Source organism: Paractinoplanes globisporus DSM 43857 (genome assembly GCF_000379645.1).
Lineage (GTDB): Bacteria > Actinomycetota > Actinomycetes > Mycobacteriales > Micromonosporaceae > Actinoplanes > Actinoplanes globisporus.
Map to the genome: position 1 here is coordinate 124,087 of NZ_KB903314.1, position 20,437 is coordinate 144,523.

The window sequence follows — 20,437 nt, forward strand, 5'->3', positions numbered from 1 at the left end:
ATTCAAGAGTGAGAATCTCCGGGGATGGCGCCGATGACGCGACTCTCGAGGCGGGTGCCGATAACAGCTTTTCAGTTCTCCGATTCTCGTTGTCAATTAATCGCCGGAGCCTCGACGATGGCGTAGCCTGCCGGGTGATGTTGACGATCATCATCGGGGCCGTGCGAGCCCGTACCGCGCAGGTTCTGACGGTCCTCGTCCTCACCGCTCTGGCCGCCACGTTCGCCGCGGCCGGACCCTGGTTCGGGTTCGCGAGCATGAGCTCGGCCGCCGCGGCCGACGTCGCCGCGGCCCCCGCCGAGCAACGGACGGTGTCGGTCCGTCAGACGACCGCCATCGACGGGGATCCCCGGAACGCCGTCGACCAGTTCGTCGCGCGGGTGCACGACCTGGTCGCGCTCCCGTCGGCCGACCCGGTCAACGGACTGGTGCTGGCGATGAACCTGAACCGTGGCTCGCAGACCGACACCATGCCGGTGGCCTACCGGGACCAGTTCTGCACCCACGTCCAGTTGCAAGGACCGTGCCCCGCCGCGCCGCTCGAGGTGTCGATCAGCGCACCGGCCGCCGAGCGACTCGGGCTGCGGCCCGGTGACCGGGTGACCGAGCAGGTCGCGCTGGGCATCCCGCCGGTCACCTTCCGGATCGTGTCGATCTACACTCCGGCCGAGCCGGAGGGGCCCTACTGGAGCAACCACCTGTTCCGCGCCCTGACCGGCCTCGACCCGGTGTTCACCCCGATCGACACGTTCGGGATCGACCAGCTCTCCAAGCCGACCGTCACCTACGACGTCCAGGTGCCGGAGGCGCTGCTGCGCGGGGACGGCGGCTACGACCTGGCCGCCACTTTGGACACCGCCGGCATCCGGCTCGGCCGCGAGCAGCTGAGCCTGGCCAACTCCAGCGGTCCGTTGCTCACCGCGGTGGCGCGCGACCGGTCGGCCGTGCGGACGGCGGTCACCGTCGCGCTGGTGCAGGTGCTGATCCTGGCCTGGTTCGCGATCGGCCTGGCCGGCCGTTACACCGGACGCGACCGGCGCGAGGACGCGGCTCTGCTGAAGCTGCGCGGCGCGACCCCGGCCGGCATGCTCCGGCTGGCCTGGGGCCAGCATCTGCTCCCGCTGACGGTCGGAGCGATCGCCGGGATCCCCCTCGGCTTTCTGCTGGCCCGGCTGCTGGCGGGCCCGGTCGGCAACGCGTCCGACCGGCGGTCGGCGCTGCTGTTGTCGATCGCCGCGGCGGGCGCGGTCCTCGTCGGGGGCCTGCTGGTGCTGGCCCTGCTGGAAGCGCTGGCCCAGCGACGGCCGGTCGCCGAGTTGCTGCGCCAGGTCGGGTCGGGCCGCGGCGACTGGAAGTCCGGACTGATCGACGTACTGCTGCTCGCGGTCGCGGTGGTGGCGGTCTATCAGGCCCGGGTCGGCAACGCCGGGAGCGGGCTGGCGCTCGCCGCCCCGGCTCTGGTCGCCCTGGCGGTGGCGTTGCTGTCGGCCCGCGTGCTGGCCCGGGCCGCCGACCGCGGCGGGGGAGCGGCGGTGCGGTCCGGCCGGTTGCGGCTCGGGCTGACGGCGGTGCAGGTGTCCCGGCGTCCCGGCGTCGAGCGGGTGTTCGCGCTGGTGGTCGTGACGGTCGCGATGTTCACGACCGCGCTCGGCGGATGGCTGGCCGACGGTGAGTACCGGGCCGCGCGGAGCGCCGCCGAACTGGGCGCCCCACGGGTGCTGACCGTTGAGGCCGCCAACCGCACCGTCCTGGAACAGGCCGTCCGCCGGGCCGATCCCGGGGGGCGGAAGGCGATGGCCGCGGTCCTCGACACCGCACACCTGCCGCCCGTCCTCGCCGTCGACAGCTCCCGGCTGGCGGCGGTCGCCCGCTGGCGCCCCGACTTCGGATCCGTTTCCGCCCTCTCGGCGGCGATGGCCGACGATCCGGGTCCCGCGCCGCTGCCGGCGGTCACCGGCGACCGGCTGACCGTACGCGTCGAGCACGACGGCGACTCGGCGGCCGCCCTCGGGCTCGTGTTGCAGCACGAGGGCACGGGCGCCGCGGTCCGGGTCTCCTTCGGTGTGCTCGGACCGGGGAAACAGACCTTGACCGGCCGGGTGACCGGCTGCTCGGCCGCGCCCGGCTGCCGCATCGTGCGCTGGGAGGTGACCACCCCGCCGAACCCGCAGGGGCGGGTCGCGCCGGCCGCCTTCCCGACCGCGGTCACCGTGAGCGGCCTGACCCAGCAGGGTCCGCCGGCCACCATTCTGGACGGCTCGACCCTGGCCGACATCAACCGGTGGCGCGGCGGCACGTCCGTCGCCGCGATGGACATCGACGCGTCCCGGGGCGCCCTGCGAATGGAGATCGACGAGAACCTGACCGGTCCCCCCGAGCCCGACGACCAGGTCTGGGCCGTCGACGACGGACTGCCGCTTCCGATCGTGCTGGGCGGGACACCCCCGGACGACTGGCGGTTCGCCGAGCCGGGCCTGCAGTCGCTCGGCGCCGCGACCATTCCGGTACGGGTGGCCGCCACCGCCCGGGCGCTGCCGGTGCTCGGCACCGACGGTGTGCTGATCGACCTGGACGCGTCCCGCCGGGCCATCGGCGACTCCGCCGTGGCGGGGACCTTCCAGGTTTGGCTGTCCCCCGACGCCGGGCCGGACGTGATCGGCGCGCTGGAAGGCAACGGACTGTCCATCCTGGACGACGAGTCGGTCGCGGCCCGGCAGGACCGGCTGGGCCGGCACGGACCGTCGGCCGGCGCTCGATTCGCCCTGTTGTCCGGGACCGTCGGGGTGCTGCTCGCGGCGGCGACGATCGCGATCGTCGGGGCCGTCGACCGGCGCACGCGACTGAACGAGATGGCCGCGCTGCGGGTCCAGGGTCTGCCGCAGCCGGTCGGGGTGGTCGCGAGCTGGGCCGGCACCGCCGGGCTCATCCTGGCCGGACTCGCCGGCGGCCTGACCGCGGCCACGCTGGCCCATCCGCTCGCCCGGACGGTCGTGCCCGGCTTCACCGACGACTGGGCCGTGCTCGCCCCACCCGCCCCGCTGAGCACGGTCGCCGTGGCACTGGCCGGTCTGATCGCCCTGACCCTGCTGGGACTGGCCGGCTGGTTGTCGGTGCGGACCCTGCTGCGGCGACTCCGGGAGGGCGCCCGATGATCTCGCTCGTCCTGGCCATGATCTGGTCGCGTCGCGGCCAGGCGGTCACGCTCGCGCTGCTCGCTTCGTTCGCGGTCGCGGCCGCCGTCGCCTCGCCGGCCTACCTGCTCGCGGTCGACCGGGCGATCGCCGTCGGGCAGATCGGCACCGCCGACGCGGCCGAGCGCGGCCTCGTCGTCGCCGGGGTGCAGAACGACCGGGACTCCGACAGTAGTCAGATCGACTTCAAGGACTTCGGCGCGAGCCTGGTCAAGCTGCCCGGCTTCACGTACATCTATGCGGCCGAGTTCCCGGTGATCGGCATCGAGCCCGGCCCGCAGTACGCCGACCGTTTCGTGTTCCGCCAGGACGTCTGCTCGCATGTCCGGATGATCAGCGGCCGCTGCCCGGCGGCCGAGGGCGAAGTGATCATCGGCGTGGCCACCGCCAAGCGTCTCCGTCTGGTGGCCGGGCAGTCGATCACCATGCGGGCGGCCAAGTACAGCGACGATCCGAAGGATCCCGGCTACATCGCGGACGGCCGGGCAAAGAAGCTGGTGATCGCCGGCACCTACCGGGCGAACGCGCCCGAGGCGCCGTACTGGGGGACCCACGGATACTTCACCGGTGTGCCCGGGCTCGGGCCGGGTGAGCCGATCTTCACGAACCCGGGCACGCTCGACGCGATGGATCACGGCGATACCGCCAAGGCCATCGACGGCTCGGCCGGGCCGCGGGCTCTCGACCCCGACCACCTCGACGAGTTGCGAGCCGGCCTGGCCGCGCTGAACTCGGACCCGTCCGAGCTGGGCGCGGCGATCCAGATCAGCACCGGCATTCCGGCTCTGCTCGACCGGATCGACGCCGGCCGGTCGGCCGCCCACCTGCTCGTGCCGGTTCTCGCCGTGCCGCTGGTGCTGCTCGCCTGCTTCAGCATCTTCCTGGCCGTCGGCTACGGCACCGAGGGCCGGCAGCCGGAGCTCGCCGTGGTCGCCCTGCGCGGCTCGCGGTGGTGGACGCGCTGGTGGCTCGCGATCGGCGAGAACATCGCCGCGGTGGCGGTCGGCGCGGTCGCCGGATGCGTGGCCGGTCAGCTGCTGGTCAACGCGGTCGCGAGCGCCCGCTTTCCGGGCGTCGGCGTCGACCAGGGCCTGGACTCCCTGCGGTACGCGCCGTACGCCGCCCTCGCCGCGCTGGTCGCGGCCGTCCTCGCCCAGCGCCGGCAGCTACTCAGCCCGGTCGCCAGTCTGTTGCGCCGCAACGCCGTGCCCGCCGACGGCCGGCGCGCGGTGGCCACCGAGGCGGTGATCGTGCTGCTCGCGGTCGTGACCACGGCGCAGCTGGTGATCTCCGACGGTGCCCTGACCGGCGTCGGCCTGATGGCGCCCGCGTTCCTGATGCTGGCCGTCGCGGTGCTCGGGGCTCGCCTGCTGCTGCCGGCCGTCACCCGGTACGCCGGCCGGGCTCTCGATCGCGGCCACCTGGGCGTGGCCCTCGCCGCCTTCCAGCTCTCCCGCCGTCCGGGCGCCCAGCGGCTGTTCGCCCTGCTGGTGGCCACGGTCGCGGTGGCCGGTTACGCCGCCTGCACGGTCGACGTGGCCGACGGTGGCCGGCGTGTGCAGTCCCGTCTCGGCATCGGCGCCGACCGGGTGCTCAAGGTCGACGGCTCGGTGTTCCGCAGCCAGCTGCTGACCGCGGTCCGCAACGTCGACCCCGACGGCCGGTACGCCATGGCCGTCGTGCGTATGCCCAACATCGGCCACAGCGAGCCGCCCGGCCTGGCGGTCGACTCGACCCGTCTGGCCGCGGTGGCCAACTGGCCGTCCGGCGGGCCGTCGGCGGCCGAGCTGGCGAGCCGGCTGCGCCCGGAAGCCCCGGCGCCGCTGGTCCTCACCGGCCCGCAGCTCGCCATCGAGGCCACCGGCTCCGGCTTCGACCCGGAGAAGGAGCTCCGGCTCGCGGTCGCGGTCTCGTCGACCACCGGCGCCGGCGACGCCCTCGTCCAGCTCGGCAAGATTCACAACGGACGGTTCCGCTATCAGCAGCGGGTCAGCGTGTGCGAGAAGGGTTGCCGGCTGAACGGCGTCGAGATCGTGCAGGCCACCGCGGTCAGCAGCGTCACCGGCCAGTTCGTGGTCAACTCGCTCGGCGCGGCCGATCCGACCGGTCCGCTCGCGGATCCGGCCCACTGGCGCATGACCCGGTACGGGACCGTCACCGCCGACCCGGCCGGCCTGCGCATCACGCTGAACGCGCCGACCGGCCTGATCGGCGGTGTCTGGATCAACCCGGTCGACGCGCCGTACCCGCTCCCGGCCGCCTACGCCGGCGCCGCCCCGATCGCCGATTCGATCACCGGAGCGGGCGGCGGCCCGCTGCCGATCAAGCCGGTCGGCCGCCTCTCGGCGGTGCCCCGGCTCGGCCGTCACGCCACCCTGGTCGACCTGGAGTGGGCCGACCGGCTGGCCACCGACGCCGGCCAGTCCCTGGAGCCCCAGGTGTGGCTGGGCCCCGCCGCACCGGCCGACGTCGTCGGCCGGCTCTCCGCGCAGGGCCTGTCGATCGTCGCCGACACCCGCGCCGACCAGATCGAGCGCCAGCTCGACCGCCAGGGGCCGGCGCTGTCGCTCTGGTTCTACGTCCTGGCCGGCGCGCTGTCGGTTCTGCTCGGAGCGGGCGCGCTGGTGCTGGCGGCGGCGGTCGACCGGGCGCGGCGGGTCGAGGACCTGTCGGCGCTGCGCGGCCAGGGTCTGAGCCGGGGCCGGCTGGCCTGGGCCACGAGCTGGACGTACCCGATCCTGGTCGCGACAGCCGCCGTGGTCGGACTGGTCACCGCCCTGGCGGCCTGGCTGGCGACCGGCTGGGCGCTGCCGCTGGCCGGTCTCGACCCACCCGACCTGCCCGTGCCGACGTGGCCCCGGGTGCTCGTGGTGATCGGCACGACCGTGGCCGTCTTCCTGGTCCTCGTCCTGGTCGCCACGGCCACCGGGCAGGACCTGCGCCGCCGAGTCACCAAGCAGGAGCGGGCCCGTCGATAGGTTTCGCCCCCGTGCGCGAGGGAACGAAACCTCTCCGTGGAGTGCGGACAACTGATCGCCGGGCGCTACCGGCTCCGGGAGCGGCTGGGTCAGGGCGGGATGTCGGTCGTCTGGCGGGCCGACGACGACGTGCTGGGCCGCGAGGTCGCGGTGAAGGTGCTGTCCGCCGTCCTGGCCGGCGACCCGCGTCAGCGGCGCCTGATCCGCGACGAGGCGCGGTCCGCGGCGCGGCTGCGGCACGCGAACGTCGTCGCCGTCTACGACTACGGCGAGTTCACCGACGCCGGCGGCATGCTGTCGTTCGTCGTGATGGAGCTGGCCGACGGCCGGACGCTGGCCGACATGCTGACCGGCGGCCGGCTCCCGTGGAAGGTGGCGACGCTGGTCGGCGCCCAGGTCGCGGCGGCCCTCGCGGCGGCCCATGCCGACGGCATCGTGCACCGCGATGTCAAACCCGCGAACGTCATGGTGACCAGCGCCGGTGTGAAGCTGCTCGACTTCGGCATCTCGGCCGCGGTCGGCGCGCTCGACGGCGCCGACGGTCAACTGCTGGGCACACCCGCCTATCTCGCGCCGGAGCGCATCGAGGGCGCCCCGGTCCGGCCGGCAACCGACGTGTACGCCCTCGGCCTGCTGATGTATCTCGCGCTGGCCGGGCAGATGCCGTGGCACGCGTCGACCGCTACCCAGATGGTCAAGGCACACGTGTACGCGAAGCCCGCGCCGTTGCCGGCGATTCCCGGCCTCCCGCCCACGGTCGCCCGGCTCGTGTCGCGCTGCCTGGCGAAACGACCGGCCGACCGGCCCAGCGCGATCGAGGTCTCGGAGGTGCTCGGGGAGGTCGCCGGCCTGCCGCCCGCCGCCCTGCTGCGGAACGCGGCCGCCCCCACGATGACCCTGCCCGCGGTGAGGACCCGCCCTCGCGGTCGAACGATGCTGATCGCCGCCGGCGTGGCGGCCGGGATGCTGGTCGCGGGCGGCGCCTGGTGGGCCGATGCCGGGCCGGCCAAGCCGGCCCAGGCCGAGACGGTGACGACCCCCTCCGCCCCGGCGCCGAGCGCGTCCTCATCCGCTCCCGAGCGGACCGTGCGGCCGGTCTCCGTGACGCGAAACCGGACCGGCGCGGCGACCGGGAAGCCGGCGAAGGCAAAGCCGGCCCCGGCCGGCCCGGGAAAGGCGGCCAAGCCCCCGAAGCCCAAGAAGCCGAAGAAGAAGTAACCCTAGCCACCGGAAAGCCGGACCAGCCGGGCGGCGGCCGCCGGTTCCAGGCCACGCCCTCGGGCCAGGGCGGCGTCGAAAGTGTCACCGAGCGCCGCACGCGCGACGGCCGCCGTACGATCGAGATCCGCCTGATCGGCCGCGTCCGGAGTGCTCCCGGTCGACGCCCGGCCGGCCTCGGCCGCGCCCAGCAGGACCGCCGACGCCGAGTGCTGCCCGGCGGTGGCCGCCACGCCGGCGAGCGCGCCCAGCGCCAGGGCGATGTCCCGCTCGGCGCCGACCTCCCGGGCGATCCTCAGCGCCTCCCGATGGTGGCCGGCGGCGGCGGTCAGGTCGCCACGCTCCCGGGCGAGATGCCCCAGCTCGACCAGCACACTCGGCACGTAGAGGGGGCGCCCGGTCCGGCCGTGCTGGGCGGCCGCCTCGCTGAGCAGGGTCCGCAGGTGCCGCAGCGCGGTGTCGTGGTCGCCCGACCGGCGTGCCGCCCAGGCCAGACCCATCCGGGCGAACGTCGCGGTGAGCGGGGCGTTCTGCGCTAGGGCCAGGGCGAGGGCCTGCGTGCTGTACCGGGTGGCGGCCGCCTGGTCGCCGCCTTCCATGGCGAGCCACCCCAGCCAGCCCAGCCGCCCGGCGACGTCGGCCCACAGGCCCAGCTCCCGGGCCAGGCGCAGACCCTCCTGGTGCAGCCGCGTGGCCAGCACCCGGTCGCCGGTCAGGCCGGCGTGCGCGCCCAGCCACTCGGTCGCCTGCAGGAGTCCCCAGTGGTCTCCCAGCCGCCGGAACAGAGCCGCGGACCGGTCGCCGTCCCGGACCAGCCGATCGGCGTCACCGCGGATGTACGCGAGCTTGGCGGTGAGCGTCAACGTGGCCGCCGTGCCCCACAGGTCGCCGCTTTCCTCGAAGGCGGTGAGCAACTCGGCCACGAATGTCTCGGTGGCGGCCACATCCCCAAGATCGATTTCCGCGTACGCCAGAAACCACGCGGCCCGCGCACGTCCAGGGTCGGCGGTCAGGTCGCCCAGCGCCGCCCGCACGGCTCGGTGCCGGGCGGTCCATTCGGCGACGTCGCCGAGCAGAAACGCGAACCCGGCCTCCGCGGCCGCCACCCGGGCGCGCTCGGCCTCGGACGGACTGCCGGCGGAGACACTCAGCGCGGCGTGCAACCGGCGGCGCGCCTCGCCGAACCGGCCCCGCAGGAACCAGTACCAGCACAGCGCGTCGGCCAGCCGGAGAGCGCTGGAACCGTCGCCGTCAGCCACCGCCTGGTCGATGGTGGCGCCCAGGTTCGCGGCCTCGCCGTCGAGCAGAGCCAGCCGGCGGGCCTGCCGCGAGCCGCGCAGCTCGGCCTCGGCCGAGGTCACGAAGGCCAGATAGTGGCGCAGCCGGCGGGCCCGGGTGGCGGCCAGGTCGTCGGCCTCGTCGAGCCGATCGAGGCAGAAGGCGGAGATGGATTCGAACAACCGATAGCGGGCCGGATCACCGTCGCGCTCCACCCGGACGACCAGGGACCGGTCCACCAGCCGGGCCACGACATCCGGTACGTCGTCGGCCGGCACATCGGTCGCGGCGCAGACAGCACACGCCGTCTCCAGGGTGCTCCCGCCGGGATTGACGGCCAGCCGCCGCAGCACGATCCGTTCGGGGGCGGTCAGCAGCCGCCAGCTCCAGTCGATGGTGGCGCTCAGCGTCTGCTGGCGGGCCGGCGCCGCCCGGTTCCCGGTGGCCAGCAGGCGGAAACGGTCGTCGAGCCCGGCCACCAGCCGGTCCAGGGCGAGGCCGCGCAGCCGGGTCGCCGCCAGCTCCAGCGCGAGCGGTATCCCGTCCAGCCGCCGGCACAGATCGGTCACCAGGGCGGCGTCGCCGGGCCGCAGCGCGAAACCGCGGTGCGCGGCGGCGGCGCGAGCCAGGAACAGCTGGACCGCCCCGGCCGCGGCCGGGTCCTCGCCCTCCGCCGGCACGTCCAGGGGCGGGACGGGCCAGACCACCTCGGCCGGGATGCCCAGCGGCTCCCGGCTGGTGGCGACGATCCGCAGCCCGGGCGCCGCCCCGAGGAGACGGCCGGCCAGCGCGGCGGCCGCATCGACGACGTGCTCGCAGTTGTCCAGCACCAGCAGCAGGTCGCGAGACCGCAGCGCGGCGGCGAGCCGGTCGGTGGCCGTCACCTCGCCTCCGGCGGCGCCCCGGACGTCCAGGGCACTCGCGACGGCCTCGGCGACCAGTTCCATCCGCCCGGCGGTGACGGGCGGCCCGTCGACCGTGGCCAGTTCGACCAGCCAGACGCCGTCGCGGAAGCCGCCCTGCGCCCGGCGGGCGGCCTCGATGGCGAGCCGCGTCTTGCCGACGCCGCCGACGCCGGTGAGGGAGACCAGCCGGTGTTCGCGGGCCAGCGTGGCGAGCTCCGCCAGCGCCCGGTCGCGGCCGAACATCTCGCCGAGCGGGGCCGGGAGGTTGGTGACCGGTCTGAGCGACCGTGCCGCCGGCCGGGGCGGGTCGAGCGCGGGGTCCTGCGCCAGGATCGCCTGGTGCAGGCGGGTCACCTCGGGCCCGGGGTCGATTCCCAGCTCGTCGACCAGGTGGGCCCGCAGCTCCGCGTACGCGTCGAGGGCCTCGGCCTGCCGGCCGGAGCGGTAGAGCGCCAGCATCCGCAGGGAGCGCACCCGCTCGCGGAGCGGATGGTGACTCACCACGTCGGCCAGGGTGTCCGCGACCGCGGCGGCCTGGCCGAGCTCGAGCCGGGCCTCGGCCAGGTCCTCCACCGCGGTCAGTCGCTGCTCCTCGAGGCGGGCGACCACGGGCTCGGCGTACGGCTGATCCCGGTACTCGGTGTAGGCGGGACCACGCCACAGACCCAACGCCTCGCCCAGCATCGCCGTACGCGCCGGCGGCGATGGCTCGGCGGCGGCCCGGGCGACCAGAGCGCCGAACTCCGTGGCGTCGACCGATGCCGTGCGCAGAGCGAACCCGGCCGGACCGGACTCGACGAGCGCGCGGCCGCCGGGCTCGGCGTCCTCCAGCGCCCGGCGCAGCTGCGAGACCTTGACCGCCAGCGCGGCCTGCGGGTTGCCCGGCGCCGGGCCGGTCCACAGCTCGTCGACGAGGCGGTCGGCGGACACCGGGCGGCCGTCGCGCGCGAGCAGGGCGGCGAGCAACCCACGCACCTTGGCGCCGGGGATCGGCACCGTCCGGCCGCCGCGGTCCCACACCGCCAGCGGTCCGAGCACCCCGAAGCGCACGCCAACGATCCTAGGGTCAGGCAGCCCGGGCCAGCACCCGGAACACGGCCGCGGCGATGGCGTCGGCGCCCGCGTCGTTGAGGTGCAGGCCGTCACCGAAGTCGAACTCCGCGCGGAGCGCGTCGGGATCGTGCGGGTCGGCCAGGAGCCGGTCCAGATCGACCACGGCGTCGTATTCGCCGCCGGTGCGGATCCACCGGTTCAACTCGTCCCGTACGCGTTCCTTGTCGGGGTCGTAGTAGCCGGTGAAGTTCTTCATCGGCGTGACGGTCGCGCCGATGATGCGGATCCCGCGCTGGTGGGCGGCCCGGATCAGCGTGCGGTGAGCGCGCACCAGGTCCGCCGTCCGGGCCGTCGGTGACGCGCCGCAGCCGAAGTCGGGATAGCCGCCGGCGCCGATGTCGTTCACCCCTTCGAGCACGACGACCGCGCCCACGCCGGGCTGGTCGAGCGCGTCGCGGCCGAACCGTGCGGTCGCACGGTCGCCGTAGCACGGGGAGTCGGCCAGCAGCTTGTTCCCGCCGATACCCGCGTTGACCACCGCCACCGGTCGCTTCCCGGTGGCGGACCGCTCCGCGAGCTGATCCGGATAGCGGTTGTCGGCATCGGCCCGGGTGCCGTGCCCGTCGGTGATCGAGTCGCCGAAGGCGACCACCACGCCCCGCGCGCCCGGCTCACCGGCGACGTCCACACCGGTGAGGAAATAGCGCGACCGGCTGGTCTCGCCGGCGAACGCCGCCGCTCCGGCATCGTCGCGATGGTCGCCGGCCGCCCGGTAGGTCGTGGTCAGCCCGTCCTGGTGGAATGTCGCCGGCCCGGTGAACTCCGCGAAGTAGAGCGTGACCGTGAGCGACTCGAGCGGAGACACCCGCAGGTCCACCGGGTCGGAGGCCAGGGAACCGCCGGCCGGGACCGTGGCCTCGGTGTCCCGCCCGAACCGGACGGTCCGCGCCGTGCCCGGCCGCACGGAGGCTCCCGGCCCACTTCGGGCGATCGACGCACCCGCCAGCCGCACGGGCCTGACGCCGTACGCGTTCGACAGCCGGATGCGTACCTGCGAGCCTCCGGCGCTGGACCGGACCACTTGCCGGATCGTCGTGTCGGTGAAGCCCGGGACCGACCAGTTCGGACCATCGAAGTCGTTGCCGGGAACCGGCGCGTGCGGTGCCGCGGCCCAAGTGGCGGTCCACGCGGGCGGCCGGGCCGGGCCGTGGCCGGCGGCGATCACCGGAGTGGCGGTCGCGGCGACCAGGCAGATCGGCAGGATCGCGAGCAGCGCCGGCCGCAAGGATGAAGTGCGCATGGGTCTTCCTCTCATCGCCAGGCCCTCACAAGCTCTTCGCGACGGCCGAGCTGATCGCGGTGAACGCCGTGTAGTCGCCCGCCGTGACCCGGTTCTTCGCGACCGCGATCGCGACACCGGTCTCCGGGTCGGCATAGGCCGCGGTCCCGCCGCTGCCCGCCATTCCGAACAACGTGGGGCTGTCCAGCGGACCCGCGAACCCGATGTCGAAGCCGAGCCCGCGCTTGGCCGGGAACCCGAGGACCGCGTCCGGCCCGCTGACGACGACCGAGGCGACCTCCCGCAGCCGGGCGCCGGACAGCAGGCGGACGCCGTTCACCGGGCCGAGCAGGGCGGCGTACATCGTGGCGATGCCTCGTGCCGACACCACCCCGCCGGCCGGGATCTCCGAGGTGAGCACGTCGACCCGGTTGCAGAAGTCGGCGTCGGGCAGCGCGCCGAGCGGGGCCGCGGTCCAGCCGTCGAGGACGCGGAAGAACGGCACCGTCTCGGCCATCTGGGTGGCCATCTCGAGGGTCAGGTGCATGCCGTCCGGCTGGGTGTGGTGCGCGACGCGACCCAGCTCCCTCCGCGGGACCGCGAAGAACAGCTCGGCCTCGACACCGAGCGGCTCGGCCACCCGCCGGCGGGTCTCCTCCGAGATGGTGTTTCCGGTCGCCCGCCGCACGATCTCGCCGATCAGAAATCCGTACGTCTGCGGGTGGTATCCGGTCCGGCTGCCCGGCTCCCACCACGGGGTCGCGCCGGCGACCAGACCGCACATCTTGTCCCAGTCGCAGAGGTCGTCGGTGGTGGTGCCGACGGGCACGGCCGGTACGCCGGCGGAATGGGTGAGCACGTCGCGGACGGTCGTCCGGTCCTTGCCGTTGACCCCGTACTCCGGCCACAGCTCGACCACCGGTGTGTCGTACCCGAGCAGCCCGTCCGCCACCAGCGTGTGCAGCACCGTCGAGGCCACGCCCTTGGCCGTCGAGGTCACGTGGAACAACGTGTCGGAGGTGACCGGCCGGTCGCCGGTCGCCATGCCGCCGACCGCGTCCACGATCAGTTCCCCGTGCCGATGGACGGCGACCTGGAGTCCCCGTTCGGCCCCGCTGTCGATCAGCTGGTCGATCGTCTGCTGGACGGTGTGCTGAATGTCGTTCATCGTCGCCCTCCGGATGCGATCGGGCGCCGATCGCCCGTTCACCACCGAGGGTCCGGAGAACACTTACGCTTTCTTTACCGCCTCCGGCGCCCGGGCGAAAACGCCCTCCGCGACGAGCTCGAGAGCCGCGACGATCCGGGCCCGGGAGATGCCGAGGACGCGACGCTGGTACTGGTAGACCTCGGGCGCCAGCGGCGCCAGCAACGTGTCGACCAGGGCGCCGCGTTGCCGCCGCAGTCCGGCGTCGTCCAGCAGGGCGCCGACGTGGGCGCGCCAGAAGCCGTACGCGCCGGTGGTGAATCGTTTGGCGCCGGTCTCGGCGGCCAGCGCAAGGTGGCCGTGCTGGTCGAGCAGATCGGCCATGGCGGCGTAGAAGGCCCGCATGCGAGCCGCCGGCGGCGCTCCCGGGCCCAGCGGCGGCCGGCCCGTCAGCAGCCTCTCCTGGAGCCGGCGCTCGTGCTCGTCGAGGAGCGCGACCGCGACGGCGTCCCGGTTGGGGTAGCGCCGGTACAGCGTGCCCTTGCCCACGCCGGCCGCCCGGGCGATGTCCTCCATCGTGACCGAGGCCGGATCGACCCTGGCGAACAGTTCCTCGGCGGCCTCCAGCACGCGCGTCCGGTTGCGCGCCGCGTCCGCCCGTTCCTCCCTCACGACCATCCCAGGAGCGTACATCCGCGCCCGGAATAAGCGGACGCGAAGTCCGCTTGCTGTGAAGGTAAGCGGACCCAGCGTCCAGATAGGGGCGGACATGGAAGCCATCTTTCTCCTGACGGCCGTCGCGGTGGGCGGGCTCCTCGCCGCCCAGGCGTCGGTCAACCTTCAACTGACCAGGGCGGTCGGTACGCCGTACGGCGCGTCGACGCTCCAGCTCGGGTTCGCGGCCGTGCTGCTGCTGGCCGTGGCCGCGGTCGCCGGCCGGCTCGGCGGTCTGAGCGACCTGTCCGGCGTCGCCCCGTGGAAGCTCCTCGGCGGCATCGCCAGTCCGGTCTACATCACCAGCGCCATCCTGTTGTTCCCGGGGCTGGGCGCGCTCGCGTCGGTCGGCCTGTTCGTCACCGGTCAGGTCCTCGCCTCGCTCGCGCTCGACTTCGGCGGCCTGCTGGGTGTGCCCCGCGAGCCGGTCAGCGCCGGCGTGGTGGCCGGCGCGGCCGCGGTGCTGGTGGGGATCACCGCTGTCATTCGAGGGCAACGCAACGCGGCGGGCCCGGCCGGGGCGGCGGGCTCGGCCGTCCGGGGGCCGTGGATCGCGCTGGGCCTGGTCGCCGGGGCGGTGCTGCCGGTACAGGGCGCCATCAACGCCGCCCTCCGCCGGGAGGTGGGGGAGCCGCTCGCGGTCGCGCTGGTCAGCTTCACCGTCGCGACCCTGACGATTGCCGTCGTGCTGTCGGGGCTGCTGGCTCTCGAACGGACGCCGCGGCCGCAATTGCGCCCGCTGCGGGACATGCCGTGGTGGGGCTGGCTGGGTGGCGCCGCCGCGGCCACGTACGTGACGGCGACGTTCCTGCTGATCCCGGTCATCGGCGCCGCCACCACGGTCGCGCTGACGGTGACCGGCCAGCAGCTCGCCTCGGCCGCCATCGACCAGTACGGCCTCTTCCGGATGCCGAGCCGCCGGTTGACCCCGGCTCGGCTCGGTGGCCTGGCGATCCTGGTCGGCGGCTCGATATTGGTGCAGCTGAGCTGACGGAGCAAGGCCGAAACTTTCGGAACAATCGTCGAGAAGTTCCGAGGCAACCGCTTGCCTGCAACTTCCGGAGGGTTTTGGCAGTTCCGGGCGGACGTGTAACGCTCCGACCAGATTGACGACGTTGCAGATAACCCTCGGTGCGTAATTGTTACACGAAGAGTCGGAGATGCCCCGGTGTGCATCTTGACATGCACATGCATCTGTTTCTAGCTTAGGCGTCACATTCCGGAAACACTCCGAAACTTTCGGTCTGAGGTGAGCTTTATGGCTTCTAACAAGACCCTTGCGATGGCAGCCGTGGTGGCGTTGAGCGTCCTGGGCGTGGGCGCGTGCAGCGGCGGCGACGACGGCAAATCCGACTCGGGCGGCAACGTCACGATGCAGCTGTGGGAGAACGCGACGACCGGTCCCGGCAAGGCGTTCTGGGAGAAGGCGGCCGCCGACTACCACGCCGCCCACCCGAACGTCACCATCAAGATCCAGACGGTGCAGAACGAAGATCTGGACGGCAAGCTCCAGACGGCGCTGAACTCCGGTTCGGCGCCCGACATCTTCCTCCAGCGGGGCGGCGGCAAGATGGCCGCGATGGTCGAGGCGGGCCAGCTCAAGGACCTCACCAGCCTCGTCACTCCGGAGACCAAGGCGGCGATCGGCGACGCCGCCCTGGGCACCGGGTCTCTCGACGGCAAGGTGTACGCGATTCCCCAGTCGGTCCTGCCCGGCGGTCTCTGGTACAGCAAGGACCTGTTCAAAGCGGCCGGGGTGGACACGCCGCCGACCACTCTGGACGAGCTCAACGCGGCGGTGACCAAGCTGAAGGCCAAGGGCACGCCGATCGCCCTCGGCGGCAAGGACGCCTGGCCGGCCGCTCACTGGTACTACTGGTTCGCGCTGCGCGCCTGCAGCAAGGCCACGCTCGACGCCGCGGCCAAGAGCAAGACCTTCGACGACCCGTGCTGGACGAAGGCCGGTAACGACCTGAAGGCGTTCGCCGGCACGCAGCCGTTCAACAACGGGTTCCTGACCACCTCGGCGCAGCAGGGCGCGGGCAGCTCGGCCGGCCTGATCGCCAACCACAAGGCGAGCATGGAGCTCATGGGTTCCTGGGACCCGGGCGTCATCGCGGGCCTGACCAAGGACCAGAAGCCGCTGCCCGACCTCGACTTCTTCCCGTTCCCGGCGGTGCCCGGCGGCCAGGGCGACCCGGCCGCGATCATGGGTGGCGCCGACGGCCTCTCCTGCTCCGTCAAGGCGCCGGACGAGTGTGCCGACTTCCTCAACTACCTCGACACCAAGGACGTCCAGGTCGCCTACTACAAGGCGTTCAACTCGCTGCCGATCAGCAAGGACGCCCAGGCCGCGGTCACCGAGCCGTACCTGAAGGCGGTTCTCGACGCCTACAACAAGGCGCCGTACGTCTCGCAGTGGCTCGACACGGTTTACGGCCAGAACGTCGGCAACGCGCTCAACGTCGCCGTCGTCAACATGCTCGCCGGCAAGGGTGACGTCGACGGAATCATCAAGGCCGTGAACGACGCAGCCAAGAAGGGCTGAGAGGTAGCCGAGCGATGAGCAGCAACTTCGGTGGCGCACGAGTATCGGTCACTGAGGCTGCGCCAGGCACCACGGAAGGCATCGGAGGCGGCGTGCAGGCGCCGCCTCCGGTGCGTCCCCGCCGGCGCGGAATCGGTTGGGCCCAACGGGCCGAGATCGCGGTGCTGTCCGGTCCCGCGGTCCTGACGTTCCTGACCTTCGTGATCTTCCCGGTCGTGCTGGCCGGCTACTACGGCTTCTACAAGTGGAAGGGTTACGGGGTTCCGACCAACTTCGTCGGCCTCCAGAACTACAAGACCATCCTCCAGGACAGCTCGTTCCACGACGCGCTGCTGCACAACGGCATGATCGTCGTGCTGTCGCTGCTCATCCAGGGCCCGATCGCGCTCGGGTTCGCGCTCATGCTCAACCAGAAGATCCGCGGACGGTCCCTCATCCGGTTGCTCATCTTCGTCCCGTTCGTGATCTCGGAGGTCATCGTCGGCACCGGCTGGAGCCTGCTGTTGCAGGTCAGCGGGGCGGTGAACGGCATCCTCGACGCGATCGGGCTGGGCTCGTGGAAACAGGACTGGCTGGCGAACCCGAAACTCGCCATCTGGACCTTGATGGTCATCCTGACCTGGAAGTACATCGGCTTCGCGGTGATCCTGTTCATGGCCGGCATGCAGAACATCCCGGAGGAGCTGGCCGAGGCGGCCGCGGTCGACGGCGCGTCGTACTGGCAGATCCAGCGGCGGATCACCGTGCCCCTGCTGGCCCCGACCATCCGGATCTGGGGCTTCCTCTCCATCATCGGCGCGCTGCAGCTGTTCGACCTCGTCTACATCATCTGGGGTCAGTACGTCGCGTCGACCGCCGGGACCTCGACCATGGTCACCTACATGGTTGTCGAGGGACGCAACGCGGCGAACTACGGGTACGGCAACGCGGTCGCGGTCGTGCTCTTCGTCATCTCCATGATCATCGCTCTGGTGTACCAGCGCTTCGTACTGCGCCGGGACACCGAGGGCGCGCTCACCGACGGACGGTAGGACATGGCCACGATCACTCAGTCCCGGTTCACCCCGAAGAAGGGTCTTCCCTGGGGTAACCCGATCGTCTACCTCATCGCGCTGGTGCTGATCGGTCTCATGCTCGGGCCCGTCATCTACCTCATCCTCGGCGGCTTCCGGGACAACTCGCAGATCACGGTCAGCCCGGCGGGTCTCCCGCATCCGTGGCGGCTGGGCAACTACACCGGCATCCTGCAAAGCGGCGTCTTCTGGCGGCAGGTCGGCAACTCGACCATGGTGGCTCTCGGCACCACCGTCGGCGTGGTGGTGATCGGCGTCATGGCGAGTTACGTCCTCGCCCGTTACCGCTTCCGCGGTCGCGGTGCGATGTACGCGCTGTTCGCCGCCGGCCTGATGTTCCCGGCCACGGTCGCGATCACGCCGCTGTACATCCTGGTCAAGAACCTTGGCCTGGTGGACACGCTGCCGGGCGTCATCCTGCCGCAGATCGGCTTCGGCCTGCCCACGACGATCATCATCCTGGTGCCCTTCCTGCGGGCGATCCCCCGGGAGATCGAGGAGGCGGCCGCGATCGACGGCTGCAGCCGGCTCGGCTTCTTCTGGCGGATGGTTCTCCGCCTGTCGGTGCCGGGCCTGATCACCGTCGGGATCCTGGCCTTCCTCGCCAGCTGGAACAGTTACCTGCTGCCGCTGTTCCTCCTGAACAACCAGGACACCTTCACGCTGCCGCTGGGTGTGCAGGCGTTCTCGTCGCAGTACTCGACCGACACCGCCAAGGTGCTCGCGTTCACGTCGTTGTCGATGCTTCCCGCGCTGCTGTTCTTCAGCGTGTTCGAGCGGCGCATCGTCGGCGGACTGACCGGGGCGGTGAAGGGCTGAGTCGCGGTCGCGGCGGATCGATGACCGTCACTTGACGTACATAATACGTACGACCTATGTTGCAGGCATTCCGTCCGGGCTCCCCACCGACGACTCCACCGCTTCCGAGGAGTCCCGATGCCCCAGCTCCCGCGTGTCCTGCAACGACCGCTGATCGCCGGTCTCGGCCTGTCGGCCACGGCGGCGGCCGCTGTCCTGGTCGCCGCGTCGCCCGCGGCCGCCGCCACCACGACGCTCTACGTATCCCCGTCCGGCAGCGGCACCGCCTGTTCGAGCGGCCAGCCCTGCTCCCTGTCCGGGGCGCAGGCGGCGGTGCGGTCGGCGGTCGGCGGCATGACCGGTGACCTCGTCGTCCAACTCGCCGACGGGGTGTACCGGTTGTCCGCGCCGCTGCGGTTCACCGCGGCCGACTCGGGCGCCAACGGCCACACCGTCGTCTGGCAGGCGGCGCCGTCCGCCCACCCGGTCATCACCGGCGCGCGACAGGTCACCGGTTGGCGGCAGGCCGACGCCGGGCGCAACATCTGGCAGGCGAGCGTCGGCGCCGGACTCGACACCCGGCAGCTCTACGTCAACGGCAGCCCGGCGATCCGGGCCCGTACCCAGGTGAACCGGTCCGACTTCACCGCGAACGGCACCGGGCTGCGGTTCACCAGCTCGGCGCTGGGCTACCTCAACTCGATCGCGAACCAGAGCCGGGTCGAGGTGGAGGCGATCAACTCGTTCACCGACCGTTACTCGCCGGTCCAGGGCATCGGCAACAACCTGCTGACCATGCAGCAGCCGGCGTGGAACAACAACGCCATCGGGTACGACACGCTCACCAGCCCGTTCCGGGCCGGCCCGATGTACCTGGAGAACGCGTACGAGTTCCTCGACACGCCGGGGGAGTGGTACCTCGACCCGGGCACCGGCACCCTGTCCTACATTCCCCGCTCCGGGGAATCGATGAGCAGCGCCGACGTGGAACTCCCGGCCCTCGGCTCCCTGATGGACGTGGGCGGCACGTACGACTCGCCGGCCCACGACCTCACGTTCTCCGGCATCGAGTTCACCGGCACCAGCTGGCTCGGCCCCAGCGGCAACCAGGGCTACGCCGACCAGCAGACCGGCGCCTACCTCGCCGGAAACTGGTCCTGGCCCGGCTTCGGCTCCTGCGCGTCCGGCTGCACCCAGTTCGAGGCGACCCGGCCGCGGTGGAGTCAGATGCCCGCCGCGGTGCAGGTGTCCGCGGCCGGCACGATCACCTTCACCGGCGACCGGTTCGTCAACCTCGGGCAGACGGCGATCGGCATCGGCAACGACGCCAACGCCCACGCGAGCGGCGTCGGCCTGGGGACGAGCTCGGTCACCGTCACCGGATCCGTGTTCACCGGCGTCGCGGCGGGCGGGATCGTCGCCGGCGGAGTGCAGGCCGACGCGCACCATCCCAGCGACAGCCGCATGATCAACCGGAACCTCACGATCAGCAACAACCTCGTGCACGACATCGGCGTGGATTACCGCGGCATCGTCTCGTTCCTCACCACGTACGTCACGAACGCGGTCATCACCCACAACGAGGTCTACAACATGCCGTACTCCGGGATCGCGGCCGGCTACGGATGGGGCGCGAACGACGCCGGCGGCAGCAACGACTACGCCAACCGCGGGCTGTACAACTATCAGCCCCGGTACTCCACCGCGACGACCGCGTCCGGCAACCAGATCACCGGCAACTACGTTCACGACGTCATGCAGCAGATGAACGACGGCGGCTGCGTCTACACGCTCTCGGCGAATCCGAACGGGACCGTGAGCGGCAACTATTGCCTGCACACGCACGGGTACTTCGGCCTGTACTTCGACGAGGGCTCCCGGTACTGGAGCGCCACCGGCAACGTGTTCTCCGACGTCGGGGTCTGGTCGACCGCCAACGCGAACGGCAACAACAACACCGGCAACCTCACCGTGACCGGCAACTGGACGACCAACGGCACCACGTACAACGGGAACGGCGACCGGGGCAACAACGTGTCCGGCAACACGACGGTCACCGGGGGCAACTGGCCGGCCGGCGCCCAGGCGGTGATGTCCTCGGCCGGCATCGCCTCGGGGAACCCGCCGGCCCAGCAGAACGTGCAGATCGTCGGCGTTCAGTCCGGGCGGTGTCTCGATGTCACGGGTCAGAGCACGGCGAACGGTGCGCTGGCGCAGTTGTGGGATTGCTCGGGTGGTGCGAATCAGCGGTGGAC

The 20,437-nt window shown here is 72.3% G+C and carries 12 protein-coding genes; 8 read left to right on the plus strand and 4 right to left on the minus strand.

The window, feature by feature from the left end; all coding sequences use genetic code 11:
• Window positions 1-137 precede the first annotated feature (137 nt).
• From A3CQ_RS0128565 to A3CQ_RS0128575, 3 genes are read left to right on the plus strand one after another with little or no spacing between them, the layout of a single operon-like run.
• Window positions 138-3,152, plus strand: coding sequence for an FtsX-like permease family protein (locus A3CQ_RS0128565; RefSeq protein ID WP_020514375.1), 3,015 nt, complete (start codon window positions 138-140; stop codon window positions 3,150-3,152).
• Window positions 3,149-6,169: an FtsX-like permease family protein gene (locus A3CQ_RS0128570; RefSeq protein WP_020514376.1), complete on the plus strand. Its 3,021-nt coding sequence runs from the start codon at window positions 3,149-3,151 to the stop codon at window positions 6,167-6,169. Before A3CQ_RS0128565 ends, A3CQ_RS0128570 begins: the two co-directional genes overlap by 4 nt.
• A gap of 36 nt (window positions 6,170-6,205) precedes the next feature.
• On the plus strand, window positions 6,206-7,387 hold the full coding sequence (locus A3CQ_RS0128575) for a serine/threonine-protein kinase (protein ID WP_020514377.1): 1,182 nt from the start codon (window positions 6,206-6,208) through the stop codon (window positions 7,385-7,387).
• Window positions 7,388-7,389: 2 nt separating this feature from the next.
• Here the strand turns inward: A3CQ_RS0128575 and A3CQ_RS0128580 are convergent, their stop codons facing one another.
• The 4 genes from A3CQ_RS0128580 to A3CQ_RS0128595 all read right to left on the minus strand — a co-directional run bounded on the left by A3CQ_RS0128580 (window position 7,390) and on the right by A3CQ_RS0128595 (window position 13,727).
• Window positions 7,390-10,620, minus strand: coding sequence for an ATP-binding protein (locus tag A3CQ_RS0128580; RefSeq protein WP_020514378.1), 3,231 nt, complete (start codon window positions 10,618-10,620; stop codon window positions 7,390-7,392).
• Window positions 10,621-10,636: 16 nt separating this feature from the next.
• Entirely contained in the window at window positions 10,637-11,923 is a 1,287-nt protein-coding gene (locus tag A3CQ_RS0128585; RefSeq protein ID WP_040433085.1) for an SGNH/GDSL hydrolase family protein, read from the minus strand.
• A 25-nt stretch (window positions 11,924-11,948) separates the two neighbouring features.
• A complete protein-coding gene (locus tag A3CQ_RS0128590) occupies window positions 11,949-13,070 on the minus strand; it encodes a serine hydrolase domain-containing protein (protein WP_026206302.1) in 1,122 nt (373 codons plus the stop codon).
• Between the two features lie 63 nt (window positions 13,071-13,133).
• A complete protein-coding gene (locus A3CQ_RS0128595) occupies window positions 13,134-13,727 on the minus strand; it encodes a TetR/AcrR family transcriptional regulator (RefSeq protein ID WP_020514381.1) in 594 nt (197 codons plus the stop codon).
• Between the two features lie 91 nt (window positions 13,728-13,818).
• Between A3CQ_RS0128595 and A3CQ_RS0128600 the strand changes: the two genes are divergently transcribed.
• The 5 genes from A3CQ_RS0128600 to A3CQ_RS0128620 all read left to right on the plus strand — a co-directional run.
• Complete coding sequence (locus tag A3CQ_RS0128600) at window positions 13,819-14,754, plus strand: DMT family transporter (protein ID WP_020514382.1); 936 nt, start codon at window positions 13,819-13,821, stop codon at window positions 14,752-14,754.
• Between the two features lie 267 nt (window positions 14,755-15,021).
• Window positions 15,022-16,311 (plus strand): ABC transporter substrate-binding protein, encoded by a 1,290-nt coding sequence (locus A3CQ_RS0128605; protein WP_026206303.1) that lies wholly within the window; start codon window positions 15,022-15,024, stop codon window positions 16,309-16,311.
• A gap of 110 nt (window positions 16,312-16,421) precedes the next feature.
• Window positions 16,422-17,342 (plus strand): carbohydrate ABC transporter permease, encoded by a 921-nt coding sequence (locus A3CQ_RS0128610; RefSeq protein WP_020514384.1) that lies wholly within the window; start codon window positions 16,422-16,424, stop codon window positions 17,340-17,342.
• Window positions 17,343-17,345: 3 nt separating this feature from the next.
• Complete coding sequence (locus A3CQ_RS0128615) at window positions 17,346-18,203, plus strand: carbohydrate ABC transporter permease (RefSeq protein WP_020514385.1); 858 nt, start codon at window positions 17,346-17,348, stop codon at window positions 18,201-18,203.
• 117 nt (window positions 18,204-18,320) lie between these two features.
• The coding region (locus tag A3CQ_RS0128620; protein WP_020514386.1) for an RICIN domain-containing protein at window positions 18,321-20,437 on the plus strand (2,117 nt) is incomplete at its 3' end.

What these genes read in the sequence shown, in the direction of transcription:
- A3CQ_RS0128565 (WP_020514375.1), top strand. Translation starts at nt 138, where the DNA reads ATGTTGACGATCATCATCGGGGCCGTGCGAGCCCGTACCGCGCAGGTT.
- A3CQ_RS0128570 (WP_020514376.1), top strand. Translation starts at nt 3,149, where the DNA reads ATGATCTCGCTCGTCCTGGCCATGATCTGGTCGCGTCGCGGCCAGGCG.
- A3CQ_RS0128585 (WP_040433085.1), bottom strand. Translation starts at nt 11,923, where the DNA reads ATGCGCACTTCATCCTTGCGGCCGGCGCTGCTCGCGATCCTGCCGATC.
- A3CQ_RS0128590 (WP_026206302.1), bottom strand. Translation starts at nt 13,070, where the DNA reads ATGAACGACATTCAGCACACCGTCCAGCAGACGATCGACCAGCTGATC.
- A3CQ_RS0128595 (WP_020514381.1), bottom strand. Translation starts at nt 13,727, where the DNA reads ATGGTCGTGAGGGAGGAACGGGCGGACGCGGCGCGCAACCGGACGCGC.
- A3CQ_RS0128600 (WP_020514382.1), top strand. Translation starts at nt 13,819, where the DNA reads ATGGAAGCCATCTTTCTCCTGACGGCCGTCGCGGTGGGCGGGCTCCTC.
- A3CQ_RS0128605 (WP_026206303.1), top strand. Translation starts at nt 15,022, where the DNA reads ATGGCTTCTAACAAGACCCTTGCGATGGCAGCCGTGGTGGCGTTGAGC.
- A3CQ_RS0128615 (WP_020514385.1), top strand. Translation starts at nt 17,346, where the DNA reads ATGGCCACGATCACTCAGTCCCGGTTCACCCCGAAGAAGGGTCTTCCC.